The organism is Azospirillum fermentarium, assembly GCF_025961205.1.
GTDB classification, from domain to species: Bacteria; Pseudomonadota; Alphaproteobacteria; order Azospirillales; family Azospirillaceae; genus Azospirillum; species Azospirillum fermentarium.
Genome location: NZ_JAOQNH010000001.1, coordinates 2002871 through 2018066 on the forward strand (window position 1 = coordinate 2002871; position 15196 = coordinate 2018066).

The window sequence follows — 15196 nt, forward strand, 5'->3', positions numbered from 1 at the left end:
CAACCATCAGACAGTCCGATAGTCTGATGGCATCATTGTTATGCCCGGCTGGCCGCGCGGGCGATCGCCACGAACCGTTCCACATGCGCCTCCCGCCGTCCGCGGCGGCAGGCCAGCATCAGGATCATTTCGGCCCCGATTTCCCCCGGCGGTACGTCCAGCGGGCGGAACACCAGCCCCTCCATCGCCATGCGGTGCAGGTGGCCCGGCAGGATCGACACCCCCAGACCGGCGGCGATCAGGCCGATGATGGTCAGCGCCTCCGCCGCTTCCAGCACCACCTGGGGGCGGAATCCCACCTCGGCGCACAGGCCCATCACCTGATCGTGGATGGTGGTCCCCGCTTCCGACGGGTAGAAGACAAAGGACTCGCCGGCCAGATCGGCCAGCGCCACCCGCGCCCGTCCGGCCAGGGGATGGTCGGCGCGCAGGACCACGTTCAGCGGGTCGCGTTCCAGGGTGATGAAGGCCAGATCCTCGTCGTCTTCCTCCCGTGGCACGCGGGCGGCGCGGACGAAGCCGACGTCGATGGTCCCCTCACGCAGCGCCACCGCCTGCCGCTTGGACGACAACTCGTTCAGGGTCAGGTGAACGTCGGGCAGGGCGCGGCGGTATCCGTCGATGATGACCGGCACCACCGGGTCGATGGGGGCGGCGGCGGTGAAACCGATGCGCAGTTCCCCCACCTCGCCCGCCGCGGCCCGGCGGGTCAGCACCACCGCCCGGTCCGCCCGGTCCAGGATGGCCCGCGCCTCGGTCAGCAGCAGTGTGCCGGGGCCGGTCAGGGCCACCGACCGCCGGGTGCGCTCCAGCAGCGTGACGCCCAGTTCGGCCTCCAGCCCCTGGATCGACTGGCTGAGCGGCGGCTGCGCGATGCCCAGCCGCTGGGCGGCCCGCCCGAAGTGCAGTTCCTCGGCGACGGCGACGAAATGGCGGAGGTGGCGCAGGTCCATCTTATATGGAATCCATATCAATAAACCGTTTTATTATATTGGACGGATATGGACGGAAACGCCAGCTTGATGGCAGCACACCCGTCCAAAGACCGAGTACCCCGCCATGCAGCCCACCGCCGTTCCCGACACCGGTCATTTCCGCAGCGGCACGCCGGAATACCGCCGTGCCAGCCTGGCGCTGTTCGTCGGGGGTTTTTCCACCTTCGCCCTGCTGTACTGCGTCCAGCCGCTGATGCCGCAGTTCGCCGCCGATTATGGCCAAAGCCCGGCCTCGGCCAGTCTGGCGCTGTCGGTGTCCACGCTGATGGTGGCGCTGTTCCTGATCCCCGCCGGTTCGGCGTCGGAGGCGTGGGGGCGCAAGGGGCTGATGGTGGCGGCACTGGTCGCGTCGGGGCTGCTGACCGTGGCGGCGGCGCTGGCGCCGGGGTTCCAGGCGCTGCTGGCCTGCCGGTTGCTGCTGGGCATCGCGCTCAGCGGCCTGCCCGCCGTTGCGATGACCTATCTGGCCGAAGAGATGCACCCCGCCTGCCAGGGGCGGGCCATGGGGCTGTATATCGCCGGCAACGCGCTGGGCGGCATGGCCGGGCGGCTGGTGGCCGGGCTGGTGTCGGAATGGGTGTCGTGGCGGCTCGCCGTGGGCGGCATCGGCGTGCTGGGGGTGCTGGCGGGCCTGACCTTCTGGCGCATCCTGCCGCCGTCGGCCCACTTCACCCCCAACCCGCTGCCGCCGCGGCAGTTGATGGCGGCGCTGGGCGAGCATCTGGGCGACCGGGGGATGCGCGGGCTGTTCCTGCTGGGGCTGCTGTTGCTGGGATGCTTCGTCAGCCTGTTCAACTTCATCGGCTTCCGTCTGGCCGAGGCGCCGTTCAATCTCAGCCACAGCGCGCTGGCTGCCTTGTTCACCATCTACGTCATCGGGTCGTTCAGTTCGGCGGGCTATGGCCGGCTGGCCGACCGGCTGGGGCGGGGCCGGGTGCTGTGGAGCGCCATCGCCCTGATGCTGCTGGGCGTGGGGCTGACGCTGGGCTCCAGCCTGTGGGTGGTGATGGCCGGCATCACGCTGACCACCATCGGTTTCTTCGGCGCCCACACGGTGGCGTCGAGCTGGGTGGGCCGCCGGGCGGGCCGGGGCAAGGCGCACGCCTCGTCGCTCTACCTCTTCTTCTATTACCTGGGATCGGCGGTGATCGGGTCGGGTGCGGGGCTGTTCTGGAGCGGGGAGGGATGGACCGGCGTGGCCGCGGTGCTGCTGACCCTGCTGACCCTGGCGCTGGGTGTCGCGCTGGCGTTGCGGCACCTGGCCCCCATTGCCACCAAAACGGCATGACGGGGCGGGAGATGGGCGGAAGCCCGTAAAATTCCGCCACATCCCCGACACAAATTCGATAAGGTGAGGGCGCCCGGCCGGGGTGGGGGGACCACCCCGGCCGGGCGTTTTCCTGTTTTCCGCACCGAACCCCCGGCCCGCCGGGGATGAGCCGCAGGGCCGGCCCCATCCTGTCACGGAGGGTTCGGCCCCTTGCGGCCCGACTCATGAGGATGGAGCCTCCCTTGTCCGCCGACTCCGCGCCCCCCGACGCCACCCGCCCGCCCGCGCCGGTCCCCGTCATCGAGGCCCGCGGCCTGTCGCTGATCTACCCCACGGCCGACAAGCCGGTGGTCGCGCTGGACGACATCAACCTGACCGTCAACGCCGGGGATTTCGTGTCGCTGATCGGCCCGTCGGGCTGCGGCAAGACCACCTTGCTGCGGGTGATCGCCGATCTGGAGCACCCCACCGCCGGCCATATCGCGGTGGAGGGCATGACGCCGGAGGCCGCCCGACTGCGCCGCGCCTACGGCTATGTGTTCCAGGCCCCGGCGCTGCTGCCCTGGCGGACGGTGGAGCGCAATGTCACCCTGCCGCTGGAGATCTTCGGCACGCCCAAGGAGGAGAGGCGCCGCCGCGCCGCCGAGCATCTGGCCATGGTCGGCCTGGCGGGTTTCGAGCGGAAATTCCCCTGGCAGCTTTCCGGCGGCATGCAGCAGCGCGCCTCCATCGCCCGCGCCCTGGCGTTCGAGCCGGACATCCTGTTGATGGACGAACCCTTCGGCGCGCTGGACGAGATCACCCGCGACCATCTGAATGTGCAGCTCACCCGGCTGTGGGCCAGCACGGGCAAGACCTGCGTCTTCGTCACCCATTCCATTGCCGAGGCGGTGTTCCTGTCCACCCGCATCGTGGTGATGAGCCCGCGCCCCGGCCGCATCCTCGACGTCATCGCGTGTGACGGGCTTCCGCGCGAGCGCACGCTGGACATCCGCGAGACGCCGGAGTTCCAGCGCATCGCCGCCCGCGTGCGCCAGGGCCTGAAGGAAGGCCACAGCTATGACGATTGATCGGCTGAAGCGCCAGGGTTTGCCGGTGGCCACGGTCGCGCTGGTGATCCTGGCGGTCTGGTACGCCGGCGCCCTGTGGCTCAACGCACCGCAGGCGATCGAGGGGCTGAACCGTGCGGGCCGTCCGTGGGAAGCCATGGATCTGGTCAACGCCGCCTTTGCCATGAAGCGTCCGGTGCTGCCGACGCCGGGGCAGGTGTGGGCGGATTTCTCGGCCTCCGTCCTCAATTACCCGGTCACCCACATCCGCAGCCTCGTCTACCACGCCGGGGTGACCGCCGGGTCGGCGCTGACCGGGTTCGCCATGGGGGTGGCGCTGGGAACGCTGCTGGCGCTGGGCATCGTCCACAACCGCACGCTGGATGCCAGCCTGATGCCGTGGGTCATCGCGTCCCAGACCATCCCGATCCTGGCGGTGGCGCCGATGATCGTGGTGATCCTGGGCAACCTGGGCTTCACCGGCCTGCTGCCCAAGGCGGTGATTTCCATGTACCTGTGCTTCTTCCCCGTTACGGTGGGGATGGTGAAGGGGCTGCGGTCGGTGGATCCGCTGGCGCAGGACCTGATGCGCACCTACAGCGCATCCGCCGCACAGGTGTTCTGGCGGCTGCGGCTGCCCGCCTCGCTGCCCTATCTCTTCACCAGCCTGAAGGTGGCGGTGACCATCAGCCTCGTGGGCGCCATCGTGGGTGAACTGCCCACCGGCGGTCAGGCGGGGCTGGGGTCGCGGCTGCTCAGCGGTTCGTACTATGGCCAGACCATTCAGATTTGGAGCGCGCTGTTCATGGCCGCCCTGCTCAGCATCCTGTTGATCGGTGCCGTGTCGCTGGCCGAACGGCTGGTGGTGCGCGGAAACGGGGGACGGCGATGACCGGACGCACCATGCTGAAACCGTCGGTCCTGCTGCCGCTGGCGTCCCTGGTGATGCCGTTCGGCCTGACCGCTTCGGAAAAGGTGATCTTCGCCTTTCGCGACCCGGTGCCGCTGGCCGGGCTGCTGACGGTGCTGGTGGCGGCCATCGCCGTGCGGCTGCGGCCCTTGCCGCCGTGGGTGGATGCGGGGATCAGTCTGGCTGCGGCGGTGCTGGCGGCGGCGGCCCCCTTCCACCTGCTGGACCAGGGCTACACGCTGGGCACCCACGCGCCCGGCCTGTGGGTGATGCTGGCCGGGGCGGCGCTGGTGTTCTGGCGGGCACTGGGCATCCTGTCCGCCGGCTCGTGGCCGGGGCGCAAGGCGGTGGTGGCCGGGCTGTTCGGTCTGGCGCTGGTGTTCGTGTGGGAAGCGGGGGTGCGCGGCTTTGCCGTGCCCCGCGTGCTGCTGCCGGCCCCCAGCGCGATCCTGGCGGTGATGGGGCCGCAGTCGGAACTGCTGTGGGCCGATTTCCAGCAGACGGTGCTGAAGGCGGTGCTGCGCGGCTATCTCATGGGCTGTCTGGCCGGCTTCGTGGTGGCGGTGATCGCCGACCGGGTGCCGTTCCTGGCCCGCGGCCTCTTGCCGTTCGGCAATCTGGTCAGCGCCATTCCCATCGTCGGCATCGCGCCGATCATGGTGATGTGGTTCGGCTTCGACTGGCCGTCCAAGGCGGCGGTGGTGGTGGTGATGACCTTCTTCCCCATGCTCATCAACACGCTGGCCGGGCTTGCGGCGTCGGACCGGCTGCAGATGGACCTGATGCGGTCCTACGCCGCCGGTTATTGGCGCACGCTGGTGACGCTGCGCCTGCCCAACGCGCTGCCGTTCCTGTTCAACGCGCTGAAGATCAACGCGACCCTGGCGCTGATCGGCGCCATCGTGGCCGAATTCTTCGGCACCCCGGTGGTGGGCATGGGCTTCCGCATCTCCACCGAGGTGTCGCGGATGAATCTGGACATCGTGTGGGCGACCATTCTGGTGGCGGCGGTCACCGGGTCGGTGATCTATGGCGCGCTGACGCTGGCCGAACGCGCGCTGACCGCGTGGCACCCGTCGGCGCGCGGGCGTTGACGGTACTTTTCATATCCCCCCAAAGAAGAGGGTATTCCCGATGAACAGGAAGCGGTGGTTCGGAACGGCGGCTGTGGCTTTGGCGCTGGCGGTGTCCGCCGGGGCGGCGGTGGCGGTGTCCGCCGGGGCAGCGGAGGCCAAGGACAAGCTGACGCTGCAACTGAAGTGGGTGCCGCAGGCGCAGTTCGCCGGCTATTACGTCGCCAAGGCCAAGGGCTTCTATGACGAGGCCGGGCTGGACGTGACCATCAAGGCCGGCGGCCCCGACATCAACCCGTCGCAGGTGATCGCCGGCGGTGGCGCCGATGTGGTGGTGGACTGGATGCCGTCGGCGCTGGCCACCCGTGAAAAGGGCGTGCCGCTGGTCAATTTCGGCCAGATCTTCCAGAAGTCGGGCATGCTGCTGACCTGCCGCAAGGACGCCGGCATCACCGCGCCCAAGGATTTCAAGGGCCGCACCCTGGGTGTGTGGTTCGCCGGCAACGAGTATCCGTTCCTGGCGTGGATGAGCAAGCTGGGCTATTCCACCAGCGGCCCCAACCCCGACATCAAGATCCTGAAGCAGGGTTTCAACGTCGATCCGCTGCTGCAAAAGCAGGCCGACTGCATCTCGACCGAGGTCTACAACGAATACCAGCAGGTGCTGGAAGCCGGCATCCCGGAATCGGAACTGGTGGTGTTCAACTACCAGAACGAAGGGGTGGCAACGCTTGAGGACGGGTTCTGGGCGCTGGACAAGACCCTGGCCGATCCGGCCAAGGTGGACCAGTTCGCCCGCCTGATGAAGGCCACCTTCAAGGGCTGGGACTACGCCGCCAAGAACCAGAAGGAAGCGGTCCAGATCGTTCTGGACAACGACGCCACCGGTTCCCAGACCGAGGAGCATCAGGCCAGCATGCTGCGGGAATCGGTGAAGCTGCTGGAGGGCGCCACCAAGGGTCCGGGCTATCTCGACCCCGCCGATTACGAACGGACCATCGGCATCCTGCTGTCCGGCTCGTCCGCCCCGGTGATCTCCAAGAAGCCGGAAGGGGCTTATACCCACGCCGTCTATGAGGCGATGGAAAAGCTGAAGTAAGGCACGCGCCGAAACGGAAAAGGCCCCGCCCCCGGTAACAGGAGCGGGGCTTTTTTACAAGACCACCTTACGTCGCCGCCGGCTGCAGGCGGTCGTAGACGCCATAGTCGTAGGCGATGGCCAGCACGATTTCCAGGTACAGCTTGATCATGCCGTTGACGTAGAAGGCGGGGCAGCCGGTGTAATGGTGTTCCCCGTCCTTGGCGAAGGGTTCGATCTGGTTGGGGTCGAGCTGGATCACCGGCTCGCCCTTTTCATCGGCGACGATGAAGGCGGTCTGGTCGGGCGTCAGGGCGTGGATGGCCAGATGGTCTTCATGCTCGGTCTTGGTCTTGCTCATGTAGGTGACGAGCATGCCGAGGCTGCCCATGGACAGCGGCACCACATGCTTCAGGCTGCGGCGGATGATGGCCTCGTACTCCTCGGCGGTCAGGCCGGGCAGCAGCATGGGCGCCACCTCCACCACGTTCCAGCAGACATGCAGCGCCGTATGGCTGCCGGTCTTGGTGATCGACAGGATGTCGTAGCCGGATTTCTTGTAGAGGTGCGATTCCGTCAGCGTCTTGCTCAGCATGTAGCTGGACGCCGCGATGCTGGTGATCTGCCCCTCCTGCCGGCAGCGGTCCTCCTCCGTCATCACGGCGATGGCCCATTCACGGATCATGGCGTCCAGCAGATGGCAGGAGCAGTCGCGCAGGAACTCGCAAAGCTGGTTCGGCGGCAGCTTTGCCAGCGCCTCGCGGTCCTTGGTGTCCAGGCTGCTGGGATGCTCCGGCGGGCTGGGCAGGTCGATGAACCCCTCCGGCGTCAGGGGCAGCCGCTTGGTGATGTGCTGGCGCAGCGGCTCATACAGGTGGGCGAGCGTGGTGTTGACCACGATCTTCTCGAAATCCTCGGGCCGGGCGTTGGCGTGGACCGGGCATTGCCCGCCCAGCTTCTTGCTGAAATCCTCGCTGAAGAGGAAATCCGGTTCCTTTTCGATCCGGTCCAACAGGTGGGCCACCGACACACGGGTCATCCCCGCCTCGTTGTGGGCCGCGGTGTAGGCCAGGGCGAAATCGTTCGGGCGGCGGTCGTTGGGCGGGGTGGTCATGGGCGGTGCGGGTCGTTCGGGCCGGGAATGAAAGGCTGATCCACTCCACGCTAGGTAATACCATGCGCGTACGCAACAAAAGACCCTGTGACATGACGCCTCAAGGTCACTTTTTCTCGGTGATCCGCCCCTCGGCTGCGGGAGAGACGGTCTTTTGCGCCTGGATGTGGTCCATCACCAGCGTCGCCACCAGCGTGCCGGCGGACGGGTCCACCAGAACCTTGCCCCGTTTCAGCGCGTCATAGCCGTCGCCGCCCCTCAGCAGGTAATCATTGGTGGCGACGGTGTAGGTGGCGGCGGGGTCCAGCGGCTTGCCCCCCACCGTGGCCTGCACCACCCGCGCACCCGTGGGGGCCTTGGGATCATAGGTCACGGTCATGCCCGACAGTTGCGGGAAACGTCCGGCCTTGTCCTCGATGCGGGAAAAGCCGTTCTCCAGCACCGCCAGCAGGTCGGCCCCGCTCAGCGCCACCACCACGCCCACGTTGGCGAAGGGCAGTTCCTTCAGCACATCCTTGCGGGTGATGGGGGCGCCCGCCCGGATCAGCCCGTCGCCGCGGATGCCGCCGCCGTTCATCAGCCCGACATCGGTCTTCAGCCCCACCCGCAGCGCGTCGGCGATCAGGTTGCCCATGGCCGATTCGCGGGTGCGCACGCTGTCCTTGCGGCTGTCGAGATCGGTGCCGGCGGTGCCGATGGCCGCCGTCATGGCCGAATCGAGATCGTCGGTGTACTGCCGCACCTTGGCCGCCACCGCCGCGTCGGGAGTCACGCCGCCGGTGGAGGTCAGCCGCCAGGATTGCGGCACCACGCTGGTCACCGGCCCCTTGGGCGTGGTGCGGGTGGACACGTCCAGGTCGATGGCCGCCAGATAATGGGCGTCCGACCCCGCCTTCACGATCAGCGTCCCGCCCTCGTAAAAGGTGATGGGGTCGTGGTCGTGGCCGCCCAGGATGAGGTCGATCCCCTTGACCGTACGGGCCAGCCCACGGTCGGCGGCGATGTCCAGATGGGTCAGGGCGACGACGACGTTGGCCCCCCCGGCCTTCAGCTTTTTCACCGCGTCCGCCGCGGTGCGGGTGACGTCGGCCAGCTTGAGGAACGATCCGGTGTTGGACAGGGTTTCGGTGTCCTGGGTCAGCACGCCGAAGAACCCCACGGTCACGTCGCCCACGGTGCGCGTCCAGGTGGCGGGGGCACCGCCGAAGGGGGTGCCGTCGGGGGCCAGCAGGTTGGCGCCCAGCCAGGGGAAGTGCGCCTCCTTCATGCGGGCCTTGGCGACGTCGGGGCCGAAATCGAATTCGTGGTTGCCGAACACCGCCACGTCGATGCCGACCGCGTTCAGCAGGTCCACCATCTGCCGCCCCTGCGTGGTGCCCGACAGCAGCGACGGCGACAGGAAATCGCCGCCCAGCGTGGTGATGGCGCCGGGGTTGCGCCCGCGCTCCTGCCGCAGCAGGGTCATCAGCTCGGCAAAGCCGCCCTGGCCGTCCACGGGTGCGATTTCATAGACGTCGTTGATGTGCAGAAAGGTCACCCGCCCGTTCTGGGCCAGCACCGGAGACACGGCGAAAGCAGCGGCCAAGGCCACGGCGGCGCAGAACGGACGGAACATGGGCGGTCCTTTGGGGAGGGGCGGGACTGGGATGATAGTGACAGGCAATGGCGGGAGATCAAGCATCACCCCTCGCCCTGGCCCTCTCCCCGGGGGAGAGGGGGAGGGTGGTGTTTCTGGTCTCCGTCAGCCGCGCCAGCCCCTCGGTGGTGTCCACGTCGGTCAGGATGCCGTCGCCGTCCATGGGCACCTCGCACACCCGGTCGGCGTGGTCGCCCAGCAGGTGCCGCGCCCCGGTGTCGCCGGCCACGCGGGCCATGCTGGCGAAGAAGCTGCGGTCCCACAGAACCGGGTTGCCGCGCTTCCCGTCGAAGGTCGGCACGCAGATGGACCGCCCCTCGGTGGGGTTGTAGGCGGCGATCAGCCGGTTCAGCACCGCCGCCGTCACCTGCGGCATGTCGCCCAGACACACCATCACCCCGTCGCAATCCGCCGGCACCGCCGCCAGCCCGGCGCGCAGCGACGTGCTCAGCCCCTCGGCGAAATCGGGGTTGTGGGCCAGAACCACGCCGCGCCCGGCCAGCGCGGCATGCACGCCTTGGGATTCATGCCCGGTCACCACCACCACGGGCCGCGCGTGGGAGGCCAGGACCGCATCGACGGTGCGGGCGATCAGCGGCGCCCCGTTCACGTCGGCCAGCAGCTTGTTCACCCCGCCCATGCGGGTGGACCGGCCCGCCGCCAGCACCAGTGCTGCGATGCGCGGCGCCCGCAGCAGCGGTTCCGCCGCCGCCACCGCACTCAGCCGCGGCAGGGGGCGGGAGGGGATTTCGGCCAGCAGCCCGCCCACCCCCATGCCCATGATGTCGCGCCGCCCCACCGGCACCCCGGCGGCGAAGCGCTGCAGCACCCAGTCGAAGCCGTTCAGCTTGGGCGAACGCGCGCAGCCCGGCAGCCCCAGCACCGGCACCCCGCCGATGCGGGCCAGCAGGATCAGGTTGCCGGGATCGACGGGCATGCCGAAATGCTCCACCACCCCGCCGGCCCGTTCCACCGCCGCCGGCAGCACGTCGCGCCGGTCGGTGATGGCCGAGGCCCCGGCGATCAGCAGCAGGTCCGGGTGCCGCTCCAGCGCCGCGGCGATGGCGGCGGCCAGGGCCTCCGTCTCGTGGGGGCTGCGGCGTTCATCCACCAGCGCGCCGCCCAGCGCCGCCAGCCGGGCACCGGTCACGCCCACCGTCTTGTCCAGCGTGCTGTCCTTGGTGCCGGACAGGCGCGTCTGAATCAGTGCTGCGGCCAGCGGGCGGAAGGGGGCGGCCCGCAGCGGCGGCTCCCCGGCCATCAGGGCGATGGCCCGTTCCACCGCATCGCGGGGGGCGGCGAAGGGGATGATCTTCACCGTCGCCACCATCTGCCCCGGTGCCACGGGGGTGAAGGCGGGCAGGGTGGCGACCGTTACCGCTTCATCCACCGCGTTCACCGCGTCGATGCGGGCAGCGTCGGCCAGGAACAGCCCGGCCTGTTCGGCGAACAGGTTGACCCGGCCGGTGAAGGCCGCCCCGCCGGTGATCCCCGGCCCGGTGAGCGGGGCGGCCAGGGCCGCCGCCGCCGCATCCTCTCCCATGTCGCCGGGGTCGAGCCGGGCGGCAATGACGTTTTCGATTCCCGCAGCCAGCAAGGCGGCGGTGTCGGCGGCGCTCAACACCCGGCCCTTGCGGAAGATCAGGCCGCCATGGTTCAGCGCGTGGGCCAGGAAGGCGCCCACGGCGTCATCCACCGGGGTGGGGCCGAAACGCATGGGTTTAATCCCTGTGCAGGAGGATGCGCCCGTTGCGGCGCACGGCGGTGATCTCCGCCAGCACCGACAGGGCGATTTCCGCCGGGCTGACCGCACCGATGTCCAGCCCGACCGGGGCGTGCAGCCGCGCCATCTGCCGGTCGCGCAGCCCCTGCACCCGCAGCCGGTCCAGCCGCTTGGCGTGGGTGCGGGTGCTGCCCAGCGACCCGACGTAGAACGCCGGGCTGCGCAGCGCCACCAACAGCGCCGGATCGTCCAGCTTGGCGTCGTGGGTCAGGGTGACCACGGCGGTGCGGGCGTCGATGGCGAGATCCGCCAGCGCCTCGTCCGGCCAGCGGGTGTCGAGTTCCACGCCGGGAAAGCGCCCCTCGCTGGCAAAGGCCCCGCGCGGGTCCACCACCGTCACGCCATAGCCCAGCATCGCCGCCATCGGCGCCAGATGCTGGGCGATGTGCACCGCCCCCACCAAAATCAGCCGCAGGGGCGGGTTGTGGACCTGCACGAACAGGCGCAGGGTCATGCCGCCGTCCGCATCCTCCTCTTCGATCAGGCCGCTGGCATCATCGGCGATGCGGTCGCGCACCGCCTCCAGATGGGCAGGCGACAGGCCGAACCCGCCCTCCACCCGGTCCGGGAACACCAGGGTCTGCAGCCCGGTGGTCAGGTCGGTGACCAGGGCCACGGGTTCCTTGTCCGCACGGGCCTGCAACAGCCGCTGCAACGTTGCCGTTCTCATTCCACCGCCTCGACATAGACCTGCACCGTGCCGCCGCAGGCCAGGCCCACGTCCCACGCCATTTCGTCCGACACGCCGAAGGACAGCAGGCGGGGTTCGCCGTCCTCCATCACCTTTTTCGCCTCGTGCACCACGGCGCCCTCGATGCAGCCGCCGGAGACGGAGCCGGCCATGGTGCCGTCCTGATCCACCGCCAGCTGGCTGCCCACCGGGCGGGGGGACGACCCCCAGGTGGCGATCACCGTCGCCATCGCCACCTTGCGCCCGGCCCCGCGCCAGCGGGCCGCCGTTTCCAGCACGTCGTCGATATCAGAGGGGTTGGTATTGGGGGTGCTCATCTCGGTCCCTTCCTGCCGTCAGCATCGCGGTCCAGCCGTCCATCCCCGCGGCCCGGCGGGGGCCGGGGCGGGACAGGGCATCGGCCAGCGACGCCAGGCTGTCCAGCGAATGCACCGGGCGGAAATCGTCCACATGGGGCAACAGCGCCCGGATACCCGATGATTTCGGGGCAAACCCGTCCCAACGCAACAGGGGATTCAGCCAAATCAGCCGGCGGCAGGATTTCTGCAGCCGTTCCGCCGCCGCCGCCAGCCCGTCGCCGCCGTCGCGGTCCAGCCCGTCGGTGATGAGAAGCACCACCGCCCCCTGTCCCAGAACCCGCCGCGCCCAGCGCCGGTTGAAGGTGCCGAGTGCGGTGCCGATGCGCGTGCCGCCCGACCAGTCGGCCACCGCCCCCGCCACGCAATCCACCGCCACATCCACGTCGCGGTGGCGCAGATGACGGGTGATGTTGGTCAGCCGGGTGCCGAACACGAAGCTGTGGACCCGCGTGCGGGCGTTGGACACCGCGTGCATGAAATGCAGCAGCATCCGCGAATAGCGGGCCATGGACCCGGAGATGTCGCACAGCACCACCAGCGGCGGCGGGCGGGTGCGCACCCGGCGGCGGGCCAGACCGGCCACGTCGCCGCCGGTGCGCAGCATCCGCCGCAGCGTGGCGTGGGGGTCGATGCGCGGCCCCTGCGGGTCGGGGCGGAAGCGGCGGGTCGGCACCTCGGCCAGCGGCAGCGCCATGCGGGCCATCATCCGCTTGGCCTGCGCCAGTTCCGCCACCGACATCTTGTCGAAATCCTTGCGCTGAAGCTGCTCGGCGGCGGACACCGTCAGGGCTGCGTCGAATTCGATCTCGGTCTTCGGCGGCTCTTCCGGTTCGGGGTCCAGGCGGTTCTTCAGCGCCTCGGCCACCCGGCGGGAGAGCTGGGGGCCGGCGTGCTCCACCTCCGTGCGCACCCGTGGCAGCATCATCGCCATCATGCGCTTCAGCAGGTCGGGGTTGCGCCAGAACACATGGAACGCCTGATCGAACACCGGGTGCTGGTCGGCGCGGCTGACGAACACGGCGTGCAGCGCCCAATAGAAATCCTCCCGCCGGTCCAGCCCCACCGCCTCCACCGCCTCCACCGCCGCCAGCACGGTGCCCGGCCCGGCGGGCAGGCCGGCGGCGCGCAGCGCGCGGGCGAAATGCAGGATGTTCACCGCCAAGCGTGCCGAACCCACGGGGGAGGAGGGTGTGGTCATGCCGGGATCACCGCGCCGTGGTGGCGGCCAGTTCGGTCTTGACCTGGGCCAGCAGCCGGGCCGCCTCGCTGCCCTGGATGCGGGCGATGTCGTCCTGATACTTCAGCAGGGTGCCCAGCGTGTCGTTGATGGTGGTGGCGTCCAGCTCCAACTGGTTCAGCTCCACCAGCGCCTGCGCCCAGTCCAGCGTTTCCGCCACGCCGGGCAGCTTGTAGAGGTCCATGGTCCGCAGCCGCTGGACGAAGCCCACCACCTGGGCCGCCAGCCGCTCGTCGGCCTGGGGGGCCTTCAGCCGCAGGATGGCCCGCTCGCGCTCCGCGTCGGGGTAATCGACCCAGTGGTAGAAACAGCGCCGCTTCAGCGCGTCGTGGATCTCCCGCGTGCGGTTGGAGGTCAGGATCACCAGCGGCGGCTCGTCGGCGCGGATGGTGCCGAATTCGGGGATGGTCACCTGGAAATCCGACAGGATTTCCAGCAGATACGCCTCGAACGGCTCGTCGGTGCGGTCAAGCTCGTCGATCAGCAGGACGGGGGGGCCGTTGTCGTCCGGCTCCAGCGCCTGGAGCAGCGGGCGCTTGATGAGGAAGCGTTCGGAGAACAGGCCGGCGGCCAGGGCGGTGCGGTCGCGGTCCCCGGCGGCCTCCGCCAGCCGGATCTCCATCATCTGGCGGGCGTAGTTCCATTCATAGACCGCCGCCGCCACGTCCAGCCCCTCGTAGCATTGCAGCCGCACCAGCCGGCGGCCCAGCGTGCGGGAGAGAACCTTGGCGATCTCGGTCTTGCCCACCCCGGCCTCGCCCTCCAGGAACAGGGGGCGTCTCAGCTTCAGCGCCAGGAACAGGGCGGTGGAAAGATCCCGCCCGGCCACGTAATCACCGCGCTGCAGCAGCGCCTGCGTCTCATCCACCGAATGGGGGAGCGGGTGGGGCATGGTCACTCCGGGGAACATGACGGCTCTGGTTTTGGCGGTCCCTCTTCCCGGCGGGGCCACGGCGCTCACACATCGTGTAACATACTGACAAAAATAATATTTCACCGTCATCCCAGCGAAGGCTGGGATCCAGAAGGTGTTTCCAAGGCCAGAGCCTTGGGGGACTCATGTCGCCGCTGACCGCGGCTCATGCCTGGATTCCCGCCTTCGCGGGAATGACGATGAGTAAGTCGTTTGTATCAGTAAGTTAACGATGTGTGCGTCCGATAGCCCTGCCAGGGAGGGGGGAAAGGCGTCTTCTTCTCACCCCACCGCCTGCATCATGGCGCGTTTCGCCATGACGGTCACCAGATGGGCGCGGTATTCGGCGCTGGCGTGCATGTCGCTGTTCAGCCCGTCCGCCGGCACCGTGATTCCCGCCACCGCATCCGGGGTGAAGGACGCGGCCAGCGCCGCCTCCATCGCCGGCACGCGGAACACCGACGGGCCGGCGCCGGTCACCGCCACCCGGACGGTGCCGCCGAAGCGGGCGATGAACACCCCTACCATGGCGTAGCGGCTGGCCGGGTTGGCGAATTTGGCGTAGCCGGCGGCGTCCGGTTTGGGGAAATGCACCGCCGTCACCAGTTCCCCCGGCGCCAGCGCCGTTTCGAACATGCCGGTGAAGAAATCATCGCCCGCGATTTCCCGCCGGTCGGTGCGCACGGTGGCGTTCAACCCCAGCACGGCGGCGGGATAGTCCGCCGCCGGGTCGGCGTTGGCGATGGACCCGCCCAGCGTGCCGCGGTGGCGCACCTGCCGGTCGCCGATCCCTCCGGCCAGATGGGCCAGCGCCGGGATCACCCGCGCCACCAGATCCGATCCGGCCACGTCGGCGTGGTGGGTGAAGGCGCCGACGGTCAGGCCGCCCGCCTCCTCCCGCACGCCCTTCAGGTCCGGCACCCGCGACAGGTCCACCAGATCGGCGGGGCTGGCAAGGCGCTGCTTCAGGGTGGGCAACAGGGTCTGCCCGCCCGACAGCGCCTTGCCGTCCTCCATGGATCCCAGAAGCGACACCGCGTCGGCCAGGGTGGCGGGGCGGTGATAGGTGAAGTTGTACATGGCTCCCC

At 69.2% G+C, this 15196-nt stretch carries 14 protein-coding genes; 5 read left to right on the forward strand and 9 right to left on the reverse strand.

Translation table 11 applies throughout. The features are described 5' to 3' along the window. Positions 1–38: 38 nt before the first annotated feature. Complete coding sequence (locus M2352_RS09540; protein ID WP_264664258.1) at positions 39–953, reverse strand: LysR substrate-binding domain-containing protein; 915 nt, start codon at positions 951–953, stop codon at positions 39–41. A gap of 106 nt (positions 954–1059) precedes the next feature. Here M2352_RS09540 and M2352_RS09545 point away from each other — a divergent pair, with 106 nt between their 5' ends. The 5 genes from M2352_RS09545 (at position 1060) to M2352_RS09565 (ending at position 6396) form a co-directional block, all read left to right on the forward strand. Beyond that, positions 1060–2283: an MFS transporter gene (locus tag M2352_RS09545; RefSeq protein ID WP_264664259.1), complete on the forward strand. Its 1224-nt coding sequence runs from the start codon at positions 1060–1062 to the stop codon at positions 2281–2283. A 224-nt stretch (positions 2284–2507) separates the two neighbouring features. Continuing rightward, the gene (locus tag M2352_RS09550) at positions 2508–3335 is read left to right on the forward strand and encodes an ABC transporter ATP-binding protein (RefSeq protein ID WP_264664260.1); all 828 of its coding nucleotides are present in this window, start codon (positions 2508–2510) and stop codon (positions 3333–3335) included. Next, positions 3325–4206, forward strand: a complete 882-nt coding sequence (locus M2352_RS09555; RefSeq protein WP_264664261.1) for an ABC transporter permease — start codon at positions 3325–3327, stop codon at positions 4204–4206. Before M2352_RS09550 ends, M2352_RS09555 begins: the two co-directional genes overlap by 11 nt. After that, entirely contained in the window at positions 4203–5318 is a 1116-nt protein-coding gene (locus tag M2352_RS09560; RefSeq protein ID WP_264664262.1) for an ABC transporter permease, read from the forward strand. The genes M2352_RS09555 and M2352_RS09560 overlap by 4 nt, the downstream gene beginning before the upstream one ends. Positions 5319–5358: 40 nt before the next feature. Next, a complete protein-coding gene (locus M2352_RS09565; protein ID WP_264664263.1) occupies positions 5359–6396 on the forward strand; it encodes an ABC transporter substrate-binding protein in 1038 nt (345 codons plus the stop codon). 67 nt (positions 6397–6463) lie between these two features. Here the strand turns inward: M2352_RS09565 and M2352_RS09570 are convergent, their stop codons facing one another. From M2352_RS09570 to M2352_RS09605, 8 genes are all read right to left on the reverse strand, one after another. Next, complete coding sequence (locus tag M2352_RS09570) at positions 6464–7489, reverse strand: hypothetical protein (protein ID WP_264664264.1); 1026 nt, start codon at positions 7487–7489, stop codon at positions 6464–6466. A 106-nt stretch (positions 7490–7595) separates the two neighbouring features. After that, positions 7596–9104: a bifunctional metallophosphatase/5'-nucleotidase gene (locus M2352_RS09575; protein WP_264664265.1), complete on the reverse strand. Its 1509-nt coding sequence runs from the start codon at positions 9102–9104 to the stop codon at positions 7596–7598. A 58-nt stretch (positions 9105–9162) separates the two neighbouring features. Next, a complete protein-coding gene (locus M2352_RS09580; RefSeq protein ID WP_264664266.1) occupies positions 9163–10842 on the reverse strand; it encodes a molybdopterin-binding/glycosyltransferase family 2 protein in 1680 nt (559 codons plus the stop codon). Positions 10843–10846: 4 nt separating this feature from the next. Further along, positions 10847–11578, reverse strand: coding sequence for an XdhC family protein (locus M2352_RS09585; RefSeq protein WP_264664267.1), 732 nt, complete (start codon positions 11576–11578; stop codon positions 10847–10849). Further along, positions 11575–11916, reverse strand: a complete 342-nt coding sequence (locus tag M2352_RS09590; RefSeq protein WP_264664268.1) for an XdhC family protein — start codon at positions 11914–11916, stop codon at positions 11575–11577. Before M2352_RS09590 ends, M2352_RS09585 begins: the two co-directional genes overlap by 4 nt. Beyond that, on the reverse strand, positions 11888–13156 hold the full coding sequence (locus M2352_RS09595; RefSeq protein WP_264664269.1) for a vWA domain-containing protein: 1269 nt from the start codon (positions 13154–13156) through the stop codon (positions 11888–11890). The genes M2352_RS09590 and M2352_RS09595 overlap by 29 nt, the downstream gene beginning before the upstream one ends. A gap of 7 nt (positions 13157–13163) precedes the next feature. After that, on the reverse strand, positions 13164–14087 hold the full coding sequence (locus tag M2352_RS09600; protein WP_264664270.1) for an AAA family ATPase: 924 nt from the start codon (positions 14085–14087) through the stop codon (positions 13164–13166). Between the two features lie 303 nt (positions 14088–14390). After that, positions 14391–15188 carry an FAD binding domain-containing protein gene (locus M2352_RS09605; protein ID WP_264664271.1) on the reverse strand — a complete coding sequence of 266 codons (798 nt, stop codon included), beginning with the start codon at positions 15186–15188 and terminating at the stop codon, positions 14391–14393. Positions 15189–15196 lie beyond the last annotated feature (8 nt).

Coding starts and splice junctions, on each gene's coding strand:
- M2352_RS09600 (WP_264664270.1), bottom strand. CDS start 14,087: ATGCCCCACCCGCTCCCCCATTCGGTGGATGAGACGCAGGCGCTGCTG.
- M2352_RS09575 (WP_264664265.1), bottom strand. CDS start 9,104: ATGTTCCGTCCGTTCTGCGCCGCCGTGGCCTTGGCCGCTGCTTTCGCC.
- M2352_RS09605 (WP_264664271.1), bottom strand. CDS start 15,188: ATGTACAACTTCACCTATCACCGCCCCGCCACCCTGGCCGACGCGGTG.
- M2352_RS09555 (WP_264664261.1), top strand. CDS start 3,325: ATGACGATTGATCGGCTGAAGCGCCAGGGTTTGCCGGTGGCCACGGTC.
- M2352_RS09595 (WP_264664269.1), bottom strand. CDS start 13,156: ATGACCACACCCTCCTCCCCCGTGGGTTCGGCACGCTTGGCGGTGAAC.
- M2352_RS09540 (WP_264664258.1), bottom strand. CDS start 953: ATGGACCTGCGCCACCTCCGCCATTTCGTCGCCGTCGCCGAGGAACTG.
- M2352_RS09560 (WP_264664262.1), top strand. CDS start 4,203: ATGACCGGACGCACCATGCTGAAACCGTCGGTCCTGCTGCCGCTGGCG.
- M2352_RS09565 (WP_264664263.1), top strand. CDS start 5,359: ATGAACAGGAAGCGGTGGTTCGGAACGGCGGCTGTGGCTTTGGCGCTG.
- M2352_RS09580 (WP_264664266.1), bottom strand. CDS start 10,842: ATGCGTTTCGGCCCCACCCCGGTGGATGACGCCGTGGGCGCCTTCCTG.
- M2352_RS09590 (WP_264664268.1), bottom strand. CDS start 11,916: ATGAGCACCCCCAATACCAACCCCTCTGATATCGACGACGTGCTGGAA.
- M2352_RS09545 (WP_264664259.1), top strand. CDS start 1,060: ATGCAGCCCACCGCCGTTCCCGACACCGGTCATTTCCGCAGCGGCACG.
- M2352_RS09585 (WP_264664267.1), bottom strand. CDS start 11,578: ATGAGAACGGCAACGTTGCAGCGGCTGTTGCAGGCCCGTGCGGACAAG.
- M2352_RS09570 (WP_264664264.1), bottom strand. CDS start 7,489: ATGACCACCCCGCCCAACGACCGCCGCCCGAACGATTTCGCCCTGGCC.